Here is an 18978-nt window from a genome sequence, read left to right on the forward strand (position 1 = left end):
TGATAACCGGCCACGTCCCTTCCGATGCTACCTGCGGGTGTCCGGCGGGAACCCCGGCGCCTGCCTCGGTGGGACGGGCACGATGACTCGAGAATGACTCCGGTTCGCTCCCCCCGGGCGAGCGCACTCAGGTGCGGCTCGTGCACGGCGGGAAGCCGACGCCGGCGGCCGCGCTACGGCAGGCTCTTCCGGGGTGACGACTCCCCGGACCGCGCGAACACGTCCGTATTGCTCCGGGGCGCGGACGATTTCCAGCGTCCGTACCCCGCGTGACGGACCTTGTCCCGTTCCCCGCCCGCGTCCTGGGCGAGGAGATCCTCCAGGACGGTGAGATTCCCCGACCGTGCCGCCGTCGTGAAGGTCTTGAGGAATCTCCGGTGCTCGGATCTGGATACCGGATTTCCCGGTCCGCCGAAAAGGTGCTTGCGCGCGCGACTGACGATCTGGCGCGTGTTCGACTGGCTCATCCGGAGATTCTCGGCGATCTCGCTGTAGGGGTAGTCGAACGCGACACGGAGGACGAAGGCGGCGCGTTCCGTGGGGTTCAGCTTCTCGAGGATCAGCCGGAGGACCAGTTCCAGCGCTTCGGCCCTCTCGGCCGCGGTGACCAGGTCCAAGCCGGAGTCGATGTCCGCGGCCGCCCCCGTTCCGCCGCCGATCTCGTAGCGCAGACGGGCGGACCGCGCCGCGTTGAGGGCCAGCCGGGTGGCGGTCCTGGCCAGGAAGGCGGGCGGGTTCAGCACTCTCGCACGGTCGGTGCCCTGCCAGCGCAGCCAGGTGTCCTGGACCACGTCCTCGGCCTCGGACGCGCTTCCCAGCACGCGGCACGCGATCAGGAAGAGACGTGGGCGGAGTGCGTCGAAGTCGGCTGCGACGACCTCCAGTGAATTCTCGGGAGGTGTCTGTGAGGCGTGCATGATTCCTTCTTCTTCCCCGCGTGGATCTTTTGCTCTGTTCCGGAGTTCCGAGCCGGCCGCGACGGCTCGGCGGCATTTCTGCGGGATCGGAAATTCTCCGGTCGTTTCCCCGGCATGCCGCGCATCACCGGATGCGGCCTGATCGGATGTACGACCAGCATCGGCGGGTCCCCGGGGGCCGAACATCGGTCATCCGACTGCGCGGGGAACCGTCGGCCCGCGGCGACCGTGCAGCGCAGCCGCCCGGTGGAAGGCGTCGTGCGCGCTGCCGGAGGCGTCAGCGGCGGCGGGCGGCGGGGCGGGTGCGGGGCCGGGGGCGGAGGGCGGTCTCGAGGTCGTCGAGGGTCTCCATGAGGAGTTCGGCGCTGCGGCGGACGATGCGGTCGGCGTCCGAACGGGGCCAGGCGTCGAGGGTGGCGCGGACGGGGGCGAAGTCCGGGGAGCGCCGTTCGCGGACCGCGGTCGCGGCGTCCGCCGTGGCCGCGCGCAGGTGCCGGGCGAAGGGCGCGGCATCCGGGACGGGAGCCGCGTCGGGGGCCGGGAGGTGGGCCTCCATGAGCATGGGGACGCGGCCCATGGCCGACAGGGCCGTGTCGGCGCCGTCGGCGGCACGCCGGGACAGGCCGCGGCCCCGGACGGGTTCGGCGTCGGCGCGGGCGACCGCCTGGTCCCAGGCGAGCGCGGCCGCGCGGGCGTCCAGCAGGGCCGCCCGCACGGCCTCGCGCCGTCCCTTGGCGGGGGACGCGTGGGCCTCCATCGCTGCGGCGGCGTAGCGCCCGGTGGCCTTGATGCGGTCGGCCAGCCGGTTCCGCAGCCGCGGGGTCTCCCAGGCCGGGAACAGCGCGTACGCGGCCATCGCCAGCACCCCGCCGAGCATCGTCAGCAGCACGCGGTCGGGCACCGTCTGCGTCCAGCTGGAGCCGGCCATGCCGAGCAGGAAGACGACATACGCCGACGCGGCCACCTGCGAGACCAGGTAGCCGGTGCGCATCAGCCCGTACATCAGGGCGATCGACACCACCGCCAGCACGGCGCAGGGGTAGGGCCCCGGGGCGAAGGACTGCATCACGGTGGTCGCCACCGTGACGCCCGCCAGGGTGCCGACGAAGCGGGCCACGCTGCGGCCGTACGTCTGCGAGAAGTCCGGCCGCATCACCAGCACCGACGTCAGGGGCGCCCAGTACCCGTGGCCGAGCGGCAGGGCCGCGCCGAGTGCGTAGCCGGCCGGGGCGACGGCGGCCAGCCGGACGGCGTGCCGGAAGACGGGGGAGTCGAAGCGGGCCTCGCGCCGCACCGTCCGCACGGCGAGCGGAAGGAGTTCGGCCACGCTGGGGCGGCGCAGGTGGGCGGTGTCACCGCCGACCGAGCTGCCGCGTCCGGTGGCGGAGGAGACCGCCTCGCTGAGCAGCGCGACGAGCCTCAGCGCGGTGCGCCGGGCCGGGCCGGTGAGCTGCTCCTCGGGGGCGGGTTCGACCAGCACCACGGAATCCGCCTCCGGCGGTACGCGCACCGGCTGGGCCTCGCGCACGGCGCGCGCGACGGCGTCCAGCACGGAGGCCGCCGCGGCCAGCAACTCGCGGGCCCGGTCGCGCTCGGGCCCCTCGGCGGCGGCGCCGACCGCGGGATCGGCGAGCGAGGCCAGGACGGGCCGGATGCGTTCGGCCAGCACCCGCTTGCCGCGCAGCGCGGCCGGGCGCCGCCGTGCCTGCCGGTCGGTGATGACGGCCGCGCTGCGCGCGGTCATCAGCGGCTCGGGGTCGAAGGGCGCGACCGGATCGTGCCGCAGCCGCCGCGCGTAGTCCGCCTCCGCCGCGAAGGCGTCGGCCAGCGCGTCGCGCTGCCTGCCCCAGCGACGTACCGGGAACAGCAGGATCAGCGCCGCCTGCACGACCCCGCCCGCCGCGATGACCAGGGCGTGGCCGAAGGCGCTCAGCACCGAGGTCGGCAGGGTGATCACGACCAGCATGACCGCGATGGTCAGGGACGAGACGATGCCCGCGGTGGGCCCCAGCGCCCAGGCCATGCCCGCGAGGAACGCCCAGACCGCCAGCAGCGCCACGAACATCCACCAGTGCGCCCCCGCCAGGTAGCCCAGGAAGGTGCTGACGGCCAGCCCGGCCCCGGCGACCAGCGCCAGCACCGGCCGGGGCCGCCAGCTGCGCTGGAAGGTGGCCATGCCGGAGGCGAAGGCCCCGAAGGCGGAGGAGGCGGCGACCAAGGGGGTGGCCAGCCACAGCGAGAGGCCGATGACGATGGCGACGCCCGCGGCGGCGCGCAGCGCGACCAGCGGTTCCAGCCCGGTGCGCTCGATCCGCAGCCCCTCGCGGGCACTGCGGCGCAGGGCGCGCAACCAGGTCATGAGGCTGAGGATAGGACGGGTAGGACGGGGAGGGCCGGGTAAGCGCAGCGCAAGATCCGTTCCGGCGAGTCCGAGGAGGCAGAACGTCATGACCGCCCCCGCCCCCGCACACCGTGCCACGGTGCCGCCCGTGCCGCCCGCCCCGAGCCCGGTGCCGCCCTTCCCGCCGGACCCCGTGCCGCCCTCCCCGCACCCCGTCCCCGGTCCGACCCCCGACCCCGTGCCGCAGCCGCCCCCGCAGCCGGAGCCCGACCCGGAGCCGCAGCCCGAGCCGCAGCCGCTGTAGGCCGTGTCGGCACATGCCCTCCGCCAACCCCCCCCGGCCGGGGGTGCCCCCACCCCACAGCTCCCCTGGCTCCGCTGGGAGGTGGCCCCCACGCTGCGTTGTCGCATCGTCCGAGTAGCCCACGACGAGGACGATCCTGCGCCTTGCGATGCACCGCACCTGGGGGCACCTCCCAGTGGCAGCCGGGGGAGCTCATCTGACGACACGGCCCAGGCCCCGGCCAGGGGCCGGCCGGCCCCTGGCCCGGGCCTGTTCGCGGCCTGGTCGGGCCCTGTTCCCGGCCGTCCCTGTCCCGGCGGGCACGACGTCTGGTTCAATGGATCCCATGGCCAGCCTCATTGACACCGCGACAGGTCGCAGCGACCTCGAGCCGTTCTGGCCGTCCAGGCAGGAGTACCAGTTCGACCGGGAGTGTTGTCGCGCGGTCCCCGCGCGGACCCCGGCCCACAGCTGACGCCGTCCCCGGTCGCCGCCCGCTGCCGGCCTCCCGGTGGTCCCGCGCAACACGTCGTCCGACGACCCTTCGCGCGAGAGCCGAGACCAGCATGTCCTCCAGCACCAGCACCCAGTCCTTCGCCCTGCCCGCCGCCAACCGTCAGCACCTGCGCGCCGTCCGCGGCGGTGGCGTCCGTACCGGTGGCGTCCCCCCGGTACCGGACTTCCTGCCGCCCGGCGCGACCTGGCTGCCCGCCCCCGGCCACCTGATGCCCGCGGGCGTGGGCGGGCCGCCGATGGTCGGCTACCTCGTCCTCGTCCCCGTCGAGGGCCAGGAGCCGCCCGAGTCCCCTGCCACGGCCGCCGGCCGTCCCCCGGTCACCGTCGACGCCGAACGCCGCGTCGCGCGGGTGGCGGGCCGCGCCCTCGACCTCACCTACCTGGAGTTCGAACTGCTCGCCCACCTGGTGGCGCACCCGCAGCGCGTGCACACCCGCGACCAGCTCGTCACCACGGTCTGGGGGTACGGCCACGTCGGGGACGGGCGCACCGTCGACGTCCACATCGCCCGGCTGCGACGCAAGCTCGGGCCCGAACACCGCGGCAGCATCGTCACCGTGCGCCGGGTCGGCTACAAGTACGCTCCGCCGGGGACCCGTTGAGCGGTGGGGCCGGGCGGAACGAGGAGAGCCGGGCGGCCTCCGGGAGCGTTCCCGGTACCGCCGGAACCCGGCTCTCCCACGCGTCACGGCACTAGCATGTCCCCCCACCGGAGTATGGGTACGCTGTCCCCGTTCCGGTGCGGCTCGGCGCAGCGGGGAGCGGGTCCGGAGGGCGTGATGGCGGAGTCTCGGGAGTGGGCGCCCCCTGCGCCCGCGACGGTGGCCTGGCCGGCTCCCGCCGCCGCCAGCATGTCGCTCAACGACATCGGCGGCTTCGACTGGGACCTCGACCGCGACCGCATGCACCTCGACCCGAACGCCCTGCGGACGGTCGACCTGCGCCCGGAGGACTTCGACGGCGACCCGAAGGCGCTGTTCTCGCGGCTCACACCCGACGAGGCCGGCGACGTCACCCGGACGATCACCCAGGCCCTCGGCGAGGGCCACTCCTCCTTCCTCGCCTTCAGCCGGCTCACCCGGGGCGACGGCAGGCATGGCTGGATCCGTTTCCAGGGCCGCATCGTCCGCGACGACGCCGGCCGGGCGAACCGGGTCATAGGGCTCGTCAGCGACGCGACCGACGAGATCGCCCAGGCCGCGGAGTGCCTGCGCGCGGACGGGGACCGCCCGACCGAGAGCAACCTGGTCATGGAGGTCACCGCGTCGCTGGCCCGGGCGGTGACCGTGCGCGACGTGACCGCGGCCCTCACCGGGAACCGCAGGATGGACCGGCTCGGCATAGCCAGCCTCTTCCTCGGCCAGGTCGAGGCCGGCCGCGTCCACGTGGTGAGCGACGCCAAGGCCAGCAGCTGGGTGCCGTCGCTGCAGTACACGCGCATCGAGGACGAGCTCCCGATGAGCGAGGTGGTACGGACCCTCGTACCCCGCTTCATCACCTCCGGCGAGGAGTTCGCCCGGCGCTACCCCGAGCTGTGGCCGCACATCGAGCCGCTGGGGGCGTCGGCCGCCGCCTATCTGCCGCTGATAGCGCAGGGCAAGCCCATCGGCGCCCTTGGCCTGCTCTACCGGCACAAGCAGGGCTTCTCCCCCCAGGAGCGGCACCTGCTGATCGCGCTCAGCGGCAGCATCGCGCAGAGCCTGCAGCGCGCGATCCTCTTCGACCAGGAGCACGACATCGCGCAGGGCCTGCAGACCGCGATGCTGCCCCGCACCATCGCGCGCATCCCCGGCACCGAGATCGCGGTGCGCTACCGCTCGGCCCGGCTGGCCAGGGACATCGGCGGCGACTGGTACGACGTCGTGGCGATGCCCGGCGGCCGGGTCGCCGTCATCATCGGCGACGTCCAGGGCCACGACACCCACGCCGCCGCCGTCATGGGCCAGTTGCGGATCGCGCTGCGCGCCTACGCCGGCGAGGGCCACCCGCCCGCCAGCGTCATGGCGCGGGCCTCGGCCTTCCTGTACGAGCTGGACACCGACCGCTTCGCCACCTGCCTGTACGCCCAGGTCGACCCCGCCACCGGATCCGCGCTGCTGGTGCGCGCCGGGCACATCGACCCGCTGGTGCGGCAGTCCGACGGCACCGTCCGGGCGCTGTCCACCGCGGGCGGGCTTCCGCTGGGCCTGTCCGCCCAGTTCGGCAGGCCCGACTACCCCGTGACCCCCGCCGAACTCGCCCCCGGCGACACCCTCCTGATGTTCAGTGACGGACTCGTCGAGCGGCCCGGCGCGGACCTGGACGTCGGGGTGCGCCGGCTGTCCGCGGCGCTCTGCGAGGGCCCCCGCGAGGTCGGGGACCTCGCCGACCACCTCACCGCCGTCATGGCCGAGCAGGCCACCGACGACGACATGGCCCTGCTGCTGCTCCGGCGCGACAGCGACGCCTCCCCGCACCCGCCCCACCGGCTTCACCGCCACATCGCCCCCGGCGACCCGAAGGCGCTCTCCGAGGCCCGGGCCATGGTCCGCGAGGCCATGGCGGGCTGGGGCCTGCCCGACCGGGTCGACGAGGCCGGACTCGCCGCCGGGGAGCTGATCACCAACGCACTGGTGCACACCGACGGCGGCGCCGTGCTCACCCTGCGCCTGCTGCCCGACCCGTCCCTGGCGCACGCCGTGCCGGACGTCACCCGGCGGCTGCGCATCGAGGTGCACGACCTCGCGGCGAACTGGCCGCGCCGCCGCCAACCCGGCGAGCGTGAGGTGTCCGGACGCGGTCTGCTGCTGGTCGACCGGCTCGCGGACGCGTGGGGTGTCGAGCCGCACGGTTCCGGCAAGGCAGTCTGGTGCGAATTCCGCGACCGCAGGAGCGGTTCGGAGCCCCACGGACACTGACCGCGAGGGCCCGGCCACATGCCGTTCGCGCCGGTCACGCACCCCGGATTCACCCGGACGGCTCACCCGCCACGACACACCGCCCGATTGGACGCAGGCTGTCGGTGAGGAGCCAAGAAGCCACTCTGCTCACATGCTGGCCGCGCCGGCACCGGGGAGGTCTGCGATGCCGACGGTGTCTACGAGCGTGATCGTCACCCGTACCGTGGAAGAGGTCTTCGACTTCCTTGCCGACGCCCGCAACCTCGCGTCGTGGAACTCCGGCATCGCCGCCGTCTCGGCGGACGCCGTACCCCCCGGCGAGCGGGCCGTCTACCGCTACCACTACCCGGGCCGCCACCGGGAGCACCGGCTGGTCTGCTCGGTCTTCCAGCCCTGCCGGCGGATCGCCTACCGCGGCCGGCGGATGTGGAGCCCGCTGGGCACCCAGACGCCCGAGTTCGCGTTCCGGATGCTGCCGCACTCGGGGGGCGCGTTCGTCCAGTTGCAGGTCACCTGCCAGCTCGGCGGCGGCATGCTGCTGCTGGGCCCGTTCCTGGGCTGGGCCTGGCGCCGCGACCTCCCGGAGGACGCGCGCCGGCTGCGCGAGGCCCTCGGCGACCACAGCATCGCCGCGCCGCCCCCGCTGCCGTCTCCGCCACCACCTCCGCCGGCCACCGGCGCGCTCCGGGCGGCCCAGCCCAGGGCACCGGCCGCCGAGGTGGTCGGAGCCGTTCCCGCTCCGCCGGCCAGGGGGCTGCGCCGTGCGATGGCCCGTGTAGCAGGTCAGGGCCGGATCGGCACGGGCAGCTGACGGATCCGCCGGAATCCCGGCCACCCGGCCGGTTCGCTGACAGGCTGGACGCCGTACGTGCCCCCCGCACCACAGCACAGAGAGGACCCGCAGATGGCGGAGCAGGCCCGCATCGGCGTCACCGGACTCGCGGTCATGGGCCGCAACCTGGCCCGGAACCTCGCGCGGCACGGCCACCCCGTGGCCTTGTACAACCGCACCCCGGCCAGGACGCGCTCCCTGGTGGAGGAGTTCGGCGGCGAGGGCGAGTTCCATCCGGCGGAGTCCCTGAAGGAGTTCGTCGAGTCGCTCGAACGGCCCAGGCGCATCATCATCATGGTCAAGGCCGGCGCCCCCACCGACGCGGTGATCGACGAACTGGTGCCGCTGCTGGAGCCCGGCGACATGGTCGTCGACGGCGGCAACGCCGACTACCGCGACACCCGGCGCCGGGAGAAGACGCTGCGCGAACAGGGCCTGCACTTCGTCGGTACCGGTATCTCCGGCGGCGAGGAGGGCGCCCTCAACGGCCCTTCGATCATGCCGGGCGGCTCGGTGGAGTCGTACGAGTCCCTGGGCCCGATCCTGGAGGACATCGCCGCCAAGGTCGACGGGGTGCCCTGCTGCACCCACGTGGGCCCGGACGGTGCCGGACACTTCGTCAAGATGGTGCACAACGGCATCGAGTACTCCGACATGCAGCTCATCGCCGAGGCCTACGACCTGCTGCGGCACGCCGCCGGCAAGCGGCCGGGCGAGATCGCGGAGATCTTCCGCACCTGGAACTCCGGCCGCCTGGAGTCGTACCTCGTCGAGATCACCGCGGAGGTGCTGGCCCACACGGACGCCGACACCGGCAAGCCGTTCGTCGACGTGGTGCTGGACCAGGCCGGGCAGAAGGGCACCGGCAGCTGGACCGTGCAGAACGCCCTGGAGTTCGGCGTCCCCGTCTCCGGCATCGCCGAGGCGGTGTTCGCGCGCTCGCTGTCCGGCAGCGCGGAGCTGCGGGCCGCCTCGCACGGGCTGCCGGGGCCGGCCGAGACCTGGCTGGACAGCGCGGCGGGCGACCGCTTCGCCGACGACGTCGAGCAGGCGCTGTACGCCTCGAAGATCGTCGCGTACGCCCAGGGCTTCAACCTGATCCAGGCGGGCAGCAAGGAGTTCGGCTGGGACATCGACGCGGGCTCGATGGCGACGATCTGGCGCGGCGGCTGCATCATCCGGGCACGCTTCCTCAACCGCATCAAGGAGGCGTTCGACTCCGAGCCGGGCCGTCCCACGCTGCTGACCGACGACCACTTCGCCGAGGCACTCGGCGACGCGCAGGCGGCCTGGCGGCGGGTCGTGTCCACCGCGGCGCAGCTCGGCGTCCCCGCGCCCGGCTTCTCCGCGGCGCTCGCGTACTACGACGCCCTGCGCGCGGAGCGGTTGCCGGCCGCGCTCGTCCAGGGGCAGCGCGACTTCTTCGGGGCGCACACCTACAAGCGGGTCGACAAGTCCGGCTCGTTCCACACGCTGTGGGGCGGCGACCGCTCGGAGAACCCCGCCTGACGTCCGCGCCGCGTAGGGCCCGGCGCGTCCGGGCCTACGCGGCGAGCGGCGGGGTGATGAGCTGCTCCGCCCAGACCGTCTTGCCCGTCTCCGTGTAGCGGGTGCCCTGGGCGTCGGTCAGCTGGGCGACGATGGACAGCCCCCGCCCGTCCTGGTCGCTGGGCGCCGCGTGGCGCGGGTGCGGGGCGGCGCTGCAGCAGTCCGACACCTCACACACCAGCACCCGGTCGCGGATCAGGCGCAACCGGATCGGTCCGGTGGAGTACCGCACGGCGTTGGTGACGAGTTCGCTGACGACCAGGGTGGTGGTGAAGGCCAGCTGCGTCAGCTTCCACTCGGTCAGCAGACGGTCCGTCCAGGCCCGCGCCTCCGCCACCGCGGCGGGGTCGTTGGGCACCTCGCGGGTCGCGACGTCGTCGGCGGCCAGGGCGCGGGTGCGGGCGGCGAGCAGCACCGGGTCCGCGCCGCACGCGGGCGTGCGCAGGACGCCGTCGAGCACCGTCGCCGGCTCGGCGGCCGGCGCGCCGTCGGCGGGCAGCACGCGCAGCCCGGTCACCCGGCCGGCGGCCTCCGCTCCGTCGGGGACGCCGTCCGTGCCGCAGCTCAGCAGCAGCACGCTGCCGGGCGGCACGTCGCACTCCAGGACCTCCGGCTCGCCCGGCGCGGGGACGTCGTCGTCCGCCGCCGGGGGCGCCGGGGGCAGCGCCCGGGGCGCCGCCGTCCAGCCGACGTACGCCACCGTGCAGCGGCAGGCCACCGGGTCGTAGACGACGATCAGGCACTGGTCGGCCTCGTCGCCGACGGGGGTCGCGGTGGGCCGGTGGAGCCGGGAGAGGACCTCGCCGGGGCTCATGTCGAGCAGCACCAGCGCCCGCACCGCGGCCTTCAGCTGGCTCATCGCGGTCGCCGCGGTGACACCGTGCCCGCGCACCGCGCCCGTCACCAGGGCCACCCGCGCGCAGGGCAGCGGGATGACGTCGACCCAGGCGCCCGGGGCCGCGGACGACGGCAGGTGCCCCCGGGGTGCCTCGATCGCGCTGACCGGCGGGCCCTGCGGCGCCAGCAGGGCCTCCTGGAGGATCCGCCCGGCGGCGTTCTGGATCAGGCGCCGGCGGGCGCAGTCCAGCAGCCGGGCGGCCCTGCGGGCCAGGTGACCGGCCGCCACCAGGTCGGCCCGCGAGAAGGCGGGGGAGCCCGCCGTGCGGTAGAAGGCCGCGATGCCGAGGACGACACCACTGACGTCCAGCGGCATCACCAGCAGGGAGTGGGTGCCGCTGATCCGCAGCAGCGGCGCGCGCACGGGGTCCCGGGAGAGCCACCCCGTCTGCGGGCGGAGGTTCATCACCAGGTGCGGCCGCAGGTCGGTCAGCGACGCGTGGTAGGGCGTCCTGGCCGGCAGGGTGCTGATCTCGCCGACCTCGTAGGCCCGCGGGATCGCGGAGCCGCGGGCCGCGCGGAACGCCCCACGGCGGAAGGCGAGCCCGGTGGCGGGCAGCCCCGAGACGGCGGCCCGCTCCGAGACGGTGGCGTCCGACACCTCGACGGCGGCGAAGTCGGCCACCGTCGGCACGGCTGAATCCACGAGCTGCTGGGCTGCGTCGTAGGACCACGGCCGGTCGGCGGGGCCGGCCTGGGGCGGGAGGGTGGCACAGAGCATGGGATTCGCCTCGGGTGAGGTTCGGGGTCGGCGGTTGGTGTGCCTTTCAAGCACTCACTTCCGAGGCTGCCTCCCCACCAGGGCGAACGGGTCGCTGCACCGCCGCAGACGTCACCAGGGATGTGCCGTAGACGTGACTGCGGGTTTCCCGCAACACCGCCGGCGCGGGCTGCCCCCCGCGCGCGCCCGATCTACCGTGTGTGCTATGGACGTCCTCAGCCGCCCCGACGGCAGTCAGCCGCACCCTGCCATCTCCGTCGTACTCGCCGACGACCACCTGGTGGTCCGGGCCGGCATGCGGCTGCTGATGGCCGCGGACCCGGCCTTCGAGATCGTCGCCGAGACGTGCTCCGTTCCCGAGACGCTGGAGGCCGTGGAGCGCCACCACCCGCGGGTGCTCGTCCTGGACCTGACGATGTCCGGCAGGTCCAGCCTGCCGACGATCCCGGCGCTGCTGAACGCCTCGCCCAGGACGCGCATCCTGGTGCTCACCATGCAGGAGGACCCGGCGTTCGCCCGTGAGGCGCTGCGCACCGGAGCGGCCGGCTACCTGCTGAAGGAGGCCGCCGCCGAGGAACTGCTCGCCGCCGCCCACCAGGTCGCCGGCGGCGCCACCTATGTGCAGCCCTCGCTCGGGGCGCGGCTGGCCGTAGAGGACCTGGATCTGGCGGAGCGGCACCACGAGGAGCCGCTCACCGACCGGGAGGCGCAGGTGCTGACCCTGCTGGCGCTGGGCCACACCAACCAGGAGATCGCCCGGCGCCTGTTCGTCTCCGTACGGACCGTGGAGACCCACCGGTCGCGGCTGCGGGACAAGCTCGGCAAGGAGAGCCGGGCCGAGCTGATCGCCGCGGCCAGAGAGCGAGGGCTGGTGGCATGACGCCGTCCGGCCCAGGAAGGACCGGGACGCGCCTGGCCCTGGAGGGGCTGGGCACCTGTCTCCTGGCGGCGGCGACCGTCATGGAGGTCACCGACCGCTCGCAGAGCTGGGAGCTCGCCCTGGCGCTGGCAGCGGCCGTCTGCTATCTGCCGCTCACGCCCATGGTGCCGCCGCGGCAGCGGGTGTGGCTCGTGGTGGCCATCGCGTTCGCGCTGATGCTGACGGTGGCCGGGACGGTCCGCATGGCCCAGCAGCCCTCGCTGAACGTCCTGCACGTGCTGCCGCTGCTGCTGGTCGCCTACGCCCTCCTCGCCGTCCGCTCCTCGGCACGCCGGGAGGCGGGCCTGCGCCGGGAGCGGGTCAGGGCACGGCACGACGGCGAGGAGCGCGAGCGGCGCCGCTGGGCGCGCGAGTTGCACGACGACACCCTGCAGGAACTCGGCGCGGTCCAGGTGGTGCTGTCCACCGCCGCCGCGGACGGCCGGCAGGAGGCCATGCGGGAGGCCATCGACCAGGCGCGCGGCCTGGTCGGCAACCAGATCGCCTCGCTGCGGCACCTGATCGTCGACCTGCGGCCCGTGGTCCTGGACGAACTGGGCCTGCAGCCGGCCCTGCAGGCGCTGTGCCGGCGCTCGTTCGAGACGTACGGCATCCGCACCGAGTTGCGGCTCGGCCCGCAGGTGGACACCGAATGCGGCCGGCTCACCGCCGAGACGCAGGCGCAGATGTACCGGATCGTGCAGGAGGCCATCACCAACGCGGCCAAGCACGCGGAGCCGACCCGGGTGGTGGTCAGCCTGGAGAGCGACCAGCGCGCCGTGCACGTGGCCATCACCGACAACGGGCACGGCATGGCCGCCGCGACCGCCGCCGGACGCGGCACCCCGCGCGCCGCCGAGCCGTCCTCGCCGCAGACCCGGGGCATGGGCCTGTCGGCGATGCGCGAGCGCGCCGAGCTGATCGACGCCCGGCTCGCCGTCCGCAGCGCCCCGGGCGAGGGCACCACGGTCGACCTGCGGGTGCCGCTGGCGCCGGGGCGGGTCACCGGCGAGGAGTGACCGCGGGCCGGGTGACCACGGGCTGAGTGATCAGGGGCTGACTGACCACGGGCCGGGTGAGCACGGGCCGCCTGCGCGGGCGCGGATCCCGACCGGCAGTATGGGGGCGTGCGACTCACGCCTGTGACCTGGGAACGGCTGACCGACGCCGTGGCGGACCGCGTGCTCGAACTGGAGCCGGACGACGGCGGCGAGCGCCCGCGGGTCGCGGTCGACGGGGCACCGGCCACGCGCCCGGACGCGCTGGGGGAGGCCCTGGCGCAGGCGCTGCGGCTGAGGGGCCGGCCGGTCGTCCGGGTACGGGCGGAGACCTACTGGCGGCCCGCCTCGCAGCGTTACGAGCTGGGACGCCACGACCCCGACGCCTTCTACGAGCGCTGGCTGGACACCGGCGCCCTGTGGCGGGAGGTCTTCGACCCGCTCGCCCCGGGCGGCACCGGGCGCGTGCTGCCCTCGCTGTGGGACCCGCTGACCGACCGGGCGACGCGCGCGGCCTACGAGGAACTGCCGCCCGGGGGAGTGCTGTTGCTGGACGGCGCGCTGCTGCAGGGCTACGGCTTCCCCTTCGACCTCTGCGTCCACCTGAGGATGTCGGGGGCGGCCCTGGCGCGCCGCACGCCTGAGGACGAGCGCTGGACGCTCCCGGCGTACGCCCGCTACGAGCGGGAGACCGCACCCGGCGGGACCGCGGACGTCCTGGTGCACACCGACGACCCACGGCACCCGGCCTGGACCGGGTGACCCGGCGGCCCTTGCCGCCGCCCCGCCGCGACCGTTAGCGTCCCGGAGCACCATGACTGTCGCCATCGCTCCGCTGACCACCGAGCACGTCCCCGAGGCAGCGGCCCTCCTCGACCGCTGGTACGCCAGGGCCCGCAAGGCGCTGCCCCACCAGTCGGGCCGGAGCACCGCGCCGCCGCCGGGGGAGGAACTGCTGGGCAAGATCCTCTCCGGGCCCGGCGTGGAGGCCGTGCTCGCCCGGGACGGCGACGGGTCGGTCACCGGCTACCTCGTCACCACCCCGCTCGACCTCGCCGACGACGACCGGGCCGTGCTGCGTGCCCATCCGCGTTCCGCGCTGGTCGCCTACGGCGGGCACGCGCTGCGCGGCGGCCGGGAGGGGGTGCGCGAGGACGTGCTGCGCGGGCTGTACGCGGCGGTCGCCGCGCGCCTGGTCGCGGAGCGCCGCCACGTGCACTACGTGGACCTCCCGGCCGACGAGGCGGTGGCCTCCGCGTGGTTCCGCTCCGGCTTCGGCCTGGAACGGGTGCGGGGCCTGATGGCCGTGCGGCCGCGCGGGCGGCAGCCGCGCGGGGTGGACGCGCTGTCGGTGCGCCGCGCGGGACCCGGAGACCTGGACCGGATCGGGCGGATGGCGGCGGAGGCGGCACGCGCCGACCGCGGTACGGCGGTGTTCCGGCCCCAACCCGAGGGCGCGCTGGCGACCTTGCGGACGCACTACGCCGACGCCCTGACCGACGGCCGCTGCGGGGCGTGGGTCGCGGCCCGCCGGGGCGAGGAGATCGGCATGGTGGTGCTGACCCCCGCGGCGCCGGGCCCGGTGGTGCCCGACGGGTGCGTGGAACTGGTCGAGGCGTACGTGACGCACGCGGCGCGCGGCGAAGGCATCAGCCGGGTGCTGCTCGCGACGGCGCTGGCGTGGGCGTACGACAGCGGCTACCGGCACATCACGGCCAGCTGGCCCGCGGGTTCGCCGGTGTCGGCCGGGCACTGGCCGGCGGTGGGCTTCAGGCCGGTGGCGTACCGGTTGCAGCGCGTCCTGGACCCGCGCATGTGCGGGACACCACAGCGCTGACAGGTTTGGAGTGGTGAGGAGCAGTCCTCTTTCACTGTTAAACTAATTCCAGATCGTCCGGCGGACCCGGTTGAGCGTCCGCGACGAACTCCCTTGCTGCCCCGGCCAGATCCCCCCGTCCTGGCCGGGGCTTTCCCTTGTTCTTGGTCTGGACATGACCAATTCATGGGAGTACCTTCGCTGTTGGTCTAGACCTACTGCCCGCGGGCTGCGCACTGCTCTCAGAACTCCCCCACGTTCTCCGAGGAGCGAAGCATGCACAGGAAATTCCGTGCCGCCGCCATCGGCCTGGGCCTCGTCGGGCTGTCCGTGCTCGGCACCGGCAGCGCCTGGAGCCACGGCTACACCGACGCCCCCATCAGCCGTCAGAAGCTCTGCGCCAACGGCACCGTGACCAACTGCGGCGACATCCAGTGGGAGCCGCAGAGCGTCGAGGGCCCCAAGGGCTTCCCGTCCTCCGGTCCCTCCGACGGCACCCTCTGCGCCGGCGGCAACAGCCGGTTCGCCCAGCTCGACAACCCGCGCGGCGGCACCGGATGGCCCACCACCAAGGTGACGTCAGGTCAGAACTACAGCTTCCGGTGGCAGTTCACGGCCTCCCACGCGACGAGCGACTTCAAGTACTACATCACCAAGCAGGGCTTCGACCCCAGCCGGCCGCTCACCCGTTCCGCGCTGACCCTGACGCCGTTCCTGACCGTCAACTACAACGGCGCCAGGCCGCCCGCCACGGTCACCCACCAGGGCACCATCCCCAACCGGACCGGGCGGCACATCATCCTGGCCGTCTGGTCCGTCGCGGACACCGGCAACGCCTTCTACGCCTGCTCCGACGTGCAGTTCTGACGCACAACTCCGGAGACAGCGAGCAGGCGGGCATTTGACGACACGGCCTAGCCCTCCGGAGCGGGCCGGCCGCCGAGCAGCCGCTCCCGCACGGCGTCGGCCCCGGCGGTGGAGGCACCTCCGCCGGGGCCGACGCGCGGGGCGTTTGTGCCGCCCGGACGCCCCGTGCCGCCCGGGGCGTCCGCGGCGCCGGTGTGGGCGGCGCGGACCCGTGTCCCGCCGTCCACCACCAGCTCGGCGCCCGTGATCCAGGCGGCCTCGTCCGAGACCAGCCAGCGCACCGCCCGGGCCACGTCGCGGGGCTCGCCGATCCGTCCCAACGGCAGCCCGGCGGCGATGGCGTGTTCGGCGTCCTGCCAGACGAAGCGCGCCATCTCGGTGCGCACCAGGCCGGGGGAGACCGCGTTGACCCGCACGGCCGGGCCGAGTTCCCCCGCGAGCTGCCTCGTCAGGTGCAGCAGCGCCGCCTTGCTGGTGCCGTAGGCGCCGACGTTCGGGCCGACGTGCCCGGCGCCCTCGGTGCAGACGTTGACCACCGCGCCGCCGTGCTCGCGCATCCAGGCCCGCCACGCCAGCTGGGTCAGCCGCAGGGGCGCCTCGACGTTGACCGTGAACGCGGTGCGCCACAGGTCCGGGTCCGCCTCGGTGAGCGGCCCGTACGGGAGGTTGGTGGCGGCGTTGTTGACCAGTACGTCCAGGCCGCCGAGGGCGCGGACCGCGAACGCCGTGCATGCCGCGAGGTGGCCGGGATCGGCCACCGTGCCGGCCAGGGTGACCACGGTGTGCCCGGCGGCCCGCAGCCCTGCGGCCGCCGCCTCCAGCCGGACCGGGTCGCGGGCGGTGAGCAGGGCGCGGGCGCCCGCGGCGGTCAGCTCCGCGGCGACGGCCAGTCCGATGCCGCCGGACGCGCCGGTGACCAGCGCCGCGCGTCCGGCGAGCGGGAGGGGATCCGTCATGGGGCGACGGTCCCATGACGGCCCGTCAGTTTCCAGGGGTGGTACCGGGAACCGGCGGGTCGACGTCAGGGGCCCGGGGGTTCTGGGCCCGGGCCCCGGGCGCGAGGGCGTCAGGAGGTCAGGGCGTCAGCGTCCATTTCTGGTTGGCGCCGCCGGTGCAGGTCCACAGCTGCAGCCTGGTGCCGTTGGCGGAGTTGTTGCCCGCGACGTCCAGGCACTTGTTCGCCGCCGGGTTGACGATGTCCCGGGCCCCGCTGAGCACCCACTTCTGGTTGGTGCTCCCGGCGCAGTCCCACAGTTGCAGCTGGGACCCGTCGGCGGTGCCGAAGTCCTTGACGTCCAGGCACTTGCCCAGGGCGCGCAGGGTGCCGTCGGACGCGGCGGTCCACTGCTGGGCGGCGGTGCCGTTGCAGTCGTAGAGCTGGACGGGGGTGCCGTTGGCGGTGCCGGCCCCGGCGACGTCGACGCACTTGCCGGCCAGGCCCGTGATGCGGCCGGTCGTGCCGCCCCCGCTCCCGCCGTCGGAGGTGGTGACACGGACGTAGTCGACGACCAGTTGCTGCGGGAAGGCGGTGCTGCCGTCGGGGTCGCCCGGCCAGTAGCCGCCCACCGCGAGGTTGAGGATGACGAAGAACGGCTTGTTGAACACCCACCGGCGGCCGCCGAGGTCGGCCGGGGTGCGCCGCTGGTAGACCGTGCCGTCGACGGACCAGGTGATCGAGTCCGGGTTCCAGTCGACGGCGAAGGTGTGGAACGCGTCGGCGAAGGCCTGGCCGCCCGGCAGGGTGTAGCCGGCGCCGATGCCGCCGGAGCCGAAGTAGTCGGGGCCGTGGATCGTGCCGTGGACGGTGCCGGGCTCGAAGCCGACGTTCTCCATGATGTCGATCTCGCCGCTGGCGGGCCAGCCGACGTCGCCGATGTCGTTGCCCAGCATCCAGAACGCGGGCCACATGCCCTGGCCGCGCGGGACCTTCATGCGGGTCTCGACGTGGCCGTAGGTGGTGGTGAAGCGGCCCGCGGTGTTGAGCCGGGCGGAGGTGTACTGGCAACTGCCGTACCAGCACTGGTAGCCGGCGGGATTCTCCTTGCGGGCGGTGATGACGAGGTGGCCCTGGCCGTCGAGGGCGGCGTTGCGGTTCCCGGCGGTGTAGTACTGCCGCTCGTGGTTGTTGACGTTGTCGCCGGTCTCGACCTGCCACTTGCCGCCGTCCACGGCGCTGCCGGCCGCGCCGTCGAACTCGTCGGCGAAGGTGGTGACGGCGGCGGTGGCGGCGGGGGCCGCGGGCAGGGGGTGGTCGGCGGGGCCGGTGGTGGTCAGGGCCGCGAGGGCGAGGAGCCCGGCGGTGGCGGCGGCGAACAGGCCGCGGGCGCGCGGGCGCCGGAGCGGGCGGGGGCGTGGGGGGAGTGCCTTCACAGGGCGCTGCCTTTCGGGGCGGTCGCGGGGGGTGGCGGACGGGGTGCGCTATGTCAGTCATGCACCTGACATGTCTTGAACCCTCGTGCGTGGGGGCGCGAGGATTCCCGTCCGCCTTCGTTCAAGCCTTAGTTCACGCCGTGATTGAACTGCCGCCCCCTGACCCCGTCAAGAGGTCTGGACCAAGAAGGGGCGGGCGGTCCCGACCGGGGATCCCCCCGGCCCGGTCCCGCCCGCCCCCACCCGCCGGCGCCGCGACGCGTCACGTACCGGGCTTGCGCCCGTACACGTACACGTCGTCACCGTTCTTCAGCAGGCTCCAGTACTTCTTGGCGTCGCCGCTGCGCATGTTGACGCAGCCGTGCGACCCCGGCGGCGACCACACGCTCCCCGCGATCGAGTGGAACGCCTGCCCGCCGTCGAAGAACTGGCTGTACGGCATCGCCACGTTGTACAGCGTCGACCAGTGGTCCTTGTGGCGCCAGTAGACCTTCTTGGAACCGGTGCGGGTCTCGTAGCCGTTGCGGCCCGTCCGCACCGGGACCGGCCCGAACGTCAGCTTCTTGCCGTCCTGTATCCAGCTCAGCTGCCGCGTGAGGTCCACGCACGCGATCCGCCCCTTGTTGGTGGGGCACTTGCCGGCCTTGTTGGGATTGCTGCCCGCGGCCTTCTGGGAGTTCATGATCTTCATGACGCCCCAGGTCACCGGGCCCGCGTAGCCGATGTTCGGGGATATCCCGTACTTCGTCTGGAAGGCCCGTGTCGCCTTGCAGTCGGCCGCCGACTGCTTGCCGTCCACCGGCCGGCCCAGGAACTTCTCCACCTGCTTCTGGTAGGGCCCCTTGCTCGTCGTGCACGACGCGGCCTGTGCCGTGCCGCCCCCCGCCACGACCGGTGTCACGGCCATCACCGCCACCGCGAGGGCGGCCCCCGCCCGTCGTCCCGCTGACGCTCCCGCTCTCATCGCTTCCCCTTCCCCGGTGAGGCCGTCGCGCGACGGCCTCACCCCCTAGGACAACCGGGAGGCACCGGAGGTTGCGGAACGGCCGGTGCGGGAAGTGGCGGTGACGGCCC

General features: G+C 74.2%; 17 protein-coding genes. 11 read left to right on the forward strand and 6 right to left on the reverse strand.

The genetic code is table 11. The features are described from left to right. Positions 1-173: 173 nt before the first annotated feature. On the reverse strand, positions 174-917 hold the full coding sequence (locus ABZ479_RS28430; RefSeq protein ID WP_500464215.1) for a sigma-70 family RNA polymerase sigma factor: 744 nt from the start codon (positions 915-917) through the stop codon (positions 174-176). Positions 918-1194: 277 nt separating this feature from the next. After that, positions 1195-3276 carry an FUSC family protein gene (locus tag ABZ479_RS28435; RefSeq protein WP_500464216.1) on the reverse strand — a complete coding sequence of 694 codons (2082 nt, stop codon included), beginning with the start codon at positions 3274-3276 and terminating at the stop codon, positions 1195-1197. A gap of 88 nt (positions 3277-3364) precedes the next feature. Here ABZ479_RS28435 and ABZ479_RS28440 point away from each other — a divergent pair, with 88 nt between their 5' ends. The 6 genes from ABZ479_RS28440 (at position 3365) to gnd (ending at position 9277) form a co-directional block, all read left to right on the forward strand. Then, a complete protein-coding gene (locus ABZ479_RS28440; RefSeq protein WP_499600644.1) occupies positions 3365-3562 on the forward strand; it encodes a hypothetical protein in 198 nt (65 codons plus the stop codon). A 325-nt stretch (positions 3563-3887) separates the two neighbouring features. Continuing rightward, the gene (locus tag ABZ479_RS28445) at positions 3888-4016 is read left to right on the forward strand and encodes a hypothetical protein (protein WP_500464243.1); all 129 of its coding nucleotides are present in this window, start codon (positions 3888-3890) and stop codon (positions 4014-4016) included. A 91-nt stretch (positions 4017-4107) separates the two neighbouring features. Continuing rightward, a complete protein-coding gene (locus tag ABZ479_RS28450) occupies positions 4108-4659 on the forward strand; it encodes a winged helix-turn-helix domain-containing protein (protein WP_500464217.1) in 552 nt (183 codons plus the stop codon). 177 nt (positions 4660-4836) lie between these two features. Next, positions 4837-6954 (forward strand): SpoIIE family protein phosphatase, encoded by a 2118-nt coding sequence (locus ABZ479_RS28455; RefSeq protein WP_500464218.1) that lies wholly within the window; start codon positions 4837-4839, stop codon positions 6952-6954. 166 nt (positions 6955-7120) lie between these two features. Then, complete coding sequence (locus ABZ479_RS28460) at positions 7121-7747, forward strand: SRPBCC family protein (RefSeq protein WP_500464219.1); 627 nt, start codon at positions 7121-7123, stop codon at positions 7745-7747. A 93-nt stretch (positions 7748-7840) separates the two neighbouring features. Beyond that, on the forward strand, positions 7841-9277 hold the full coding sequence (gnd, locus tag ABZ479_RS28465; RefSeq protein ID WP_500464220.1) for an NADP-dependent phosphogluconate dehydrogenase: 1437 nt from the start codon (positions 7841-7843) through the stop codon (positions 9275-9277). A gap of 34 nt (positions 9278-9311) precedes the next feature. On the opposite strand, the gene ABZ479_RS28470 is transcribed toward gnd, so the two are convergent. Then, the gene (locus ABZ479_RS28470; RefSeq protein ID WP_500464221.1) at positions 9312-10934 is read right to left on the reverse strand and encodes an ATP-binding SpoIIE family protein phosphatase; all 1623 of its coding nucleotides are present in this window, start codon (positions 10932-10934) and stop codon (positions 9312-9314) included. Positions 10935-11139: 205 nt separating this feature from the next. Between ABZ479_RS28470 and ABZ479_RS28475 the strand changes: the two genes are divergently transcribed. From ABZ479_RS28475 to ABZ479_RS28495, 5 genes are all read left to right on the forward strand, one after another. After that, positions 11140-11814: a LuxR C-terminal-related transcriptional regulator gene (locus ABZ479_RS28475; RefSeq protein WP_500464222.1), complete on the forward strand. Its 675-nt coding sequence runs from the start codon at positions 11140-11142 to the stop codon at positions 11812-11814. After that, complete coding sequence (locus ABZ479_RS28480; RefSeq protein WP_500464223.1) at positions 11811-12872, forward strand: sensor histidine kinase; 1062 nt, start codon at positions 11811-11813, stop codon at positions 12870-12872. The genes ABZ479_RS28475 and ABZ479_RS28480 overlap by 4 nt, the downstream gene beginning before the upstream one ends. A 108-nt stretch (positions 12873-12980) precedes the next feature. Continuing rightward, entirely contained in the window at positions 12981-13613 is a 633-nt protein-coding gene (locus ABZ479_RS28485; RefSeq protein WP_499600636.1) for a nucleoside/nucleotide kinase family protein, read from the forward strand. A gap of 52 nt (positions 13614-13665) precedes the next feature. Further along, positions 13666-14688, forward strand: coding sequence for a GNAT family N-acetyltransferase (locus tag ABZ479_RS28490; RefSeq protein WP_500464224.1), 1023 nt, complete (start codon positions 13666-13668; stop codon positions 14686-14688). A 255-nt stretch (positions 14689-14943) separates the two neighbouring features. Beyond that, the gene (locus tag ABZ479_RS28495) at positions 14944-15534 is read left to right on the forward strand and encodes a lytic polysaccharide monooxygenase auxiliary activity family 9 protein (protein WP_500464225.1); all 591 of its coding nucleotides are present in this window, start codon (positions 14944-14946) and stop codon (positions 15532-15534) included. Positions 15535-15581: 47 nt separating this feature from the next. Here ABZ479_RS28495 and ABZ479_RS28500 read toward each other — a convergent pair whose 3' ends face one another. From ABZ479_RS28500 to ABZ479_RS28510, 3 genes are all read right to left on the reverse strand, one after another. After that, the gene (locus tag ABZ479_RS28500; RefSeq protein ID WP_500464226.1) at positions 15582-16490 is read right to left on the reverse strand and encodes an SDR family oxidoreductase; all 909 of its coding nucleotides are present in this window, start codon (positions 16488-16490) and stop codon (positions 15582-15584) included. A gap of 118 nt (positions 16491-16608) precedes the next feature. Further along, positions 16609-17904, reverse strand: a complete 1296-nt coding sequence (locus tag ABZ479_RS28505; RefSeq protein ID WP_500464227.1) for an RICIN domain-containing protein — start codon at positions 17902-17904, stop codon at positions 16609-16611. 262 nt (positions 17905-18166) lie between these two features. Continuing rightward, the gene (locus ABZ479_RS28510) at positions 18167-18811 is read right to left on the reverse strand and encodes a L,D-transpeptidase family protein (RefSeq protein WP_500464228.1); all 645 of its coding nucleotides are present in this window, start codon (positions 18809-18811) and stop codon (positions 18167-18169) included. Positions 18812-18978 lie beyond the last annotated feature (167 nt).

The sequence above is a fragment of the Streptomyces sp. NPDC005722 genome (assembly GCF_040630935.1).
Classification (GTDB): Bacteria; Actinomycetota; Actinomycetes; order Streptomycetales; family Streptomycetaceae; genus Actinacidiphila.